The sequence below is a fragment of the Rhizobacter sp. genome (assembly GCF_031412495.1).
Taxonomy (GTDB): Bacteria; Pseudomonadota; Gammaproteobacteria; order Burkholderiales; family Burkholderiaceae_C; genus Schlegelella_A.
Map to the genome: position 1 here is coordinate 1 of NZ_JANODC010000353.1, position 3,447 is coordinate 3,447.

General features: G+C 67.1%; 5 protein-coding genes. 3 read left to right on the top strand and 2 right to left on the bottom strand.

Features of this window, described 5'->3' with window-relative positions; genetic code table 11:
- Together AC30N0_RS12925 and AC30N0_RS12930 are read right to left on the bottom strand one after the other, a co-directional pair.
- Nucleotides 1-708 (bottom strand): phytanoyl-CoA dioxygenase family protein (locus AC30N0_RS12925; RefSeq protein ID WP_489518317.1); only part of this gene is annotated, 708 nt, incomplete at its 3' end.
- A gap of 67 nt (nucleotides 709-775) precedes the next feature.
- Nucleotides 776-1,456 carry a GntR family transcriptional regulator gene (locus tag AC30N0_RS12930; protein WP_489518318.1) on the bottom strand — a complete coding sequence of 227 codons (681 nt, stop codon included), beginning with the start codon at nucleotides 1,454-1,456 and terminating at the stop codon, nucleotides 776-778.
- A 119-nt stretch (nucleotides 1,457-1,575) separates the two neighbouring features.
- Here AC30N0_RS12930 and AC30N0_RS12935 point away from each other — a divergent pair, with 119 nt between their 5' ends.
- The 3 genes from AC30N0_RS12935 to AC30N0_RS12945 all read left to right on the top strand — a co-directional run.
- Nucleotides 1,576-2,607 (top strand): TRAP transporter substrate-binding protein, encoded by a 1,032-nt coding sequence (locus AC30N0_RS12935; protein WP_489518319.1) that lies wholly within the window; start codon nucleotides 1,576-1,578, stop codon nucleotides 2,605-2,607.
- Nucleotides 2,604-3,206, top strand: coding sequence for a TRAP transporter small permease subunit (locus tag AC30N0_RS12940; RefSeq protein ID WP_489518320.1), 603 nt, complete (start codon nucleotides 2,604-2,606; stop codon nucleotides 3,204-3,206). The genes AC30N0_RS12935 and AC30N0_RS12940 overlap by 4 nt, the downstream gene beginning before the upstream one ends.
- The coding region (locus tag AC30N0_RS12945; protein ID WP_489518321.1) for a TRAP transporter large permease subunit at nucleotides 3,203-3,447 on the top strand (245 nt) is incomplete at its 3' end. The genes AC30N0_RS12940 and AC30N0_RS12945, both read left to right, overlap by 4 nt.

Here is a 3,447-nt window from a genome sequence, read left to right on the forward strand (position 1 = left end):
GTCGAAGTGGTGGTACTTGTCGACGCCGCGCACCAGCATCGCCGAGTCGCGCACCTTGGTCTGCTTGACGTGCGTCGGGATGTAGCGGATGGCCAGGCCGATGCGCCGGTCGTCGCTGCGGTTGGGCTCCGAGCCGTGCACCAGCTTGATGTGGTGCAGCGACATCTCGCCGGCCTGCAGGGGAATGCCGACGGCCTTCGAGGTGTCGACGTCGACCGCGATCTCCTGACCCCGCGAGAGCAAGTTGTCGCGGTGGAAGGTGTCCATGTGCGGCAGCTGGTCGATCTTGTGCGTGCCCGGGATGAACTGCATGTAGCCGTTCTGCGGGGTCACCTCGGTGAAGGCGACCCAGGCGGTGACGACGTCGTCCGGCTCGAGGCCCCAGTAGGTCGAGTCCTGGTGCCACGAGACGAACCCCGCGCTGCCGGGCTCCTTGATGAAGAAGTTGGTCGTCCAGCAGAGCAGGTCGGGGCCGAGCACGTCGGACACCGCGTCGAGGATGTTGTCGTTGTGCACCAGCTCATCTGCCCAGGTAAACAGCAGGTGTGTCTTGTGGCGCCAGTTCCCCTGCAAGGGCTGGCCCGCGAGCGCCTCGTGCGTCTCCAGGCAGGTGCGGTAGTGCCTGGCCTCGAGCGTGCTCAGCACGCGGAAGGGGAAGACGCAGCCATCGCGCTCGAAATCGCGGACTTGATCCTTGGTCAGGTGCATGCGAACCTCTCGTGGCTACGATATCACTGACATATTACAGCGCCACGGCGTCTCCCGCGAGCGATCCCTAGAAGCCCCGGGTGATGATCCGCTTGGCGAAATCTTCGGCGTAGTCGATCTGCCGGTCGCTGGCCATCGCCGCCTTCTCCTCGTCGCCGGTGGCCACGGCCTTGAGCAGGTCGGCATGCAGGCGCGCGACGACGACGACGTCGTTGAGCTCGCTGTAGTGCATGAAGTAGAAGCGCCGCGACAGCGTGTAGAGCGGGGCGATCGCCTGCTCCGAGAAGCGGTTGCCGGCGCAGTGGGCCATGAACTTCTTGGCGATGAAGTACTGACGCAGCATCTCGCGGACGTCGCCGGCCTTGCCCGCGGCGATGAGGGCGTGCGCCATCGTCGCCATGGCCTGCTTGTCCTCGGCAGCGGCGCGCCGCGCGGCACGAACGCTGATGAGGCGCTCGAGCTCGCGGCGGGTCTCCAGCACGAGCAGCTGCTCCTGCTCGTTGACCTCGGCGATCCGGATGCCGTGCCGGCGGATGATCACGACGAGGTGGTATTCGGCGAGGCGCTGCACCGCTTCACGCACCGGCGTCCGGCCGATGCCGAGCGCTTCGCTGAGCGCCGCCTCCGACCAGAGGCTGCCGGGCGGCAGCTGCAGGGTGACGATCATCTCCTCGAGCCTGTCGAACGCCTGCTCGGACAGGCTGCTCTTGACCCGCGGGGTACGAGGGGCTCGGTCTGGGGCAATCATCGCTGGGGCAGGCGGTGTGGCATGGTATCAATATATCTACCTATTGCGGCGTTCCGGAGCCGATGCCTCAATCGTGCATCGCCGGAGCTCCGCGCGATCCACCACGAAGGAGACAAGGCATGCAGAGACGCAGTTTGATCCGTGCCGCAGGCGCCATCGGCGCAGGCGCCGGCCTCCTTGGCGCACCCGCGGTCGGTCGTGCCCAGCAGGCGGCGAAATGGAAAATGCAGTCGATGTGGAGCTCGGCCGAGCTCACCTACAAGGTCTTCGAGGATCTGTGCGGCCGCATCAACAAGCTGTGTGGCGGCCGCCTGGAGATCACCCCCTTCGCCGCCGGCGCCGTCACCGGCGTGTTCGAGACGCTCGATGCCGTCTCGGCCGGCGTGCTGCAGGGCCACTCGTCGTGGTCCGGCTACTTCTCGGGCAAGGATCCCGGCCTCGCGGTGATCAGCGATTTCGTCTTCGGCTACCAGCACCCGTGGCAGGCGGAGGCCTGGTACTACCAGAAGGGCGGCCTCGACATGCTGCGAGAGGCCTATGCGAAGTACAACGCCTACCCCGTCGGCGTGAGCTGGTGGGGCGTCGAGTCGATCGTCGCCAAGAAGCCGATCAAGAGCATGAGCGACTTCAAGGGCGTCAAGTTCCGCTCGCCACAGGGCATGACGGCGGAGATCCTCACCAAGCTCGGTGCATCGATCGTCGTCCTGCCCGGCGGCGAGGTCTATTCCGCCCTCGACAAGGGCGTGGTCGACGCTGCCGACTGGGCCACCATCTCGATGAACCAGCGCATGGGCTTTCACGAGGTGGCCAAGTTCCCGGTCATCGTCGAGCACTCGATGCCCGTGCAGGAGTTCACTGTCAACATGGCGGCGTGGCGGGCCCTTCCCGACGACGTCAAGCTGCTCGTCTCGACCGCCGTCCGCGAATGGACCTGGGACCAGGTGCAGCGCGTGGCCGTGGAAGACGTGCGCGTGTTGAAGGAGCTCAAGCAGAAGGGCGTCGAGCGCATCCGCTGGGACGACGCCGAGATGCGCAAGATCCGCGAGCTGGCGCACAAGACCTGGGAGGACTGGTCCAAGAAGGGTCCCCTCGCGAAGCGCGCCTTCGACTCGCAGCTGGCCTGGCTGAGAGACCTGGGGCTGGTGGCGTGACATCGGCGGTGGGGCCCGGCGGCGTCCGCGCCGCCGGCTCGGTTGCGCCCGAGGCGCCCCGGGAGCCGCTGCCGCGGCAGCCCGGCTCGCGCGGGCCGCTGGCGCGCTTCTGCGCGGCCATCGACCGCCTGAACAAGTGGTCGGGCCTGTTCTGGGGCTTCACCGTCGTCGCCGTCACGCTGGCCGTGCTCTACGAGGTGATCGCCCGCACGACCTTCGGCGCCCCGACCCAGTGGGGCAACGAGACCACCATCTACCTCTCGGCGATGGCCTACCTGCTGGCGGGCGGCTATGCGCTGCTGCACCGACGGCACGTCCGCATCGACGTCCTCTACGAGCGGCTGGCGCCGCGCACGCGGGCCCGTCTCGACGCCTTCACCTTCCTGTTCTTCGTGGCCTATGTGGTGACGCTGATCTGGGCCGGCGGCACCGACGCCTGGAACTCGTTCCAGATCGGCGAGACCACGAGCACGCCCTGGAACCCGCCGATCTGGCCGGTGAAGATGGCCATCCCGCTAGCCGGCGTCCTTCTCCTGCTGCAGGGCTTTGCCAACTTGGTCCGCGACATGGGCTGGGTGCAGACGGACGTGCCGACATGAGCATCGAGTTCCTTTCGATCCTCTTCGTCGCGGTCTTCGCGGTCACCCTCCTTACCGGCCTCCCGCTCGCCTTCGCGACGGGCGCGGTGGCGGTCGTCTTCGCGGTCGTGCTGTTCGGGCTGCCGGGGCTGAACCTCATCGTCAGCCGGATGTTCACGCTGATGGGCAACTACGTGCTCGTCTCGGTGCCGCTGTTCATCTTCATGGCCTGCATCCTCGAGCGCGCCGGCATCGCCGAGGC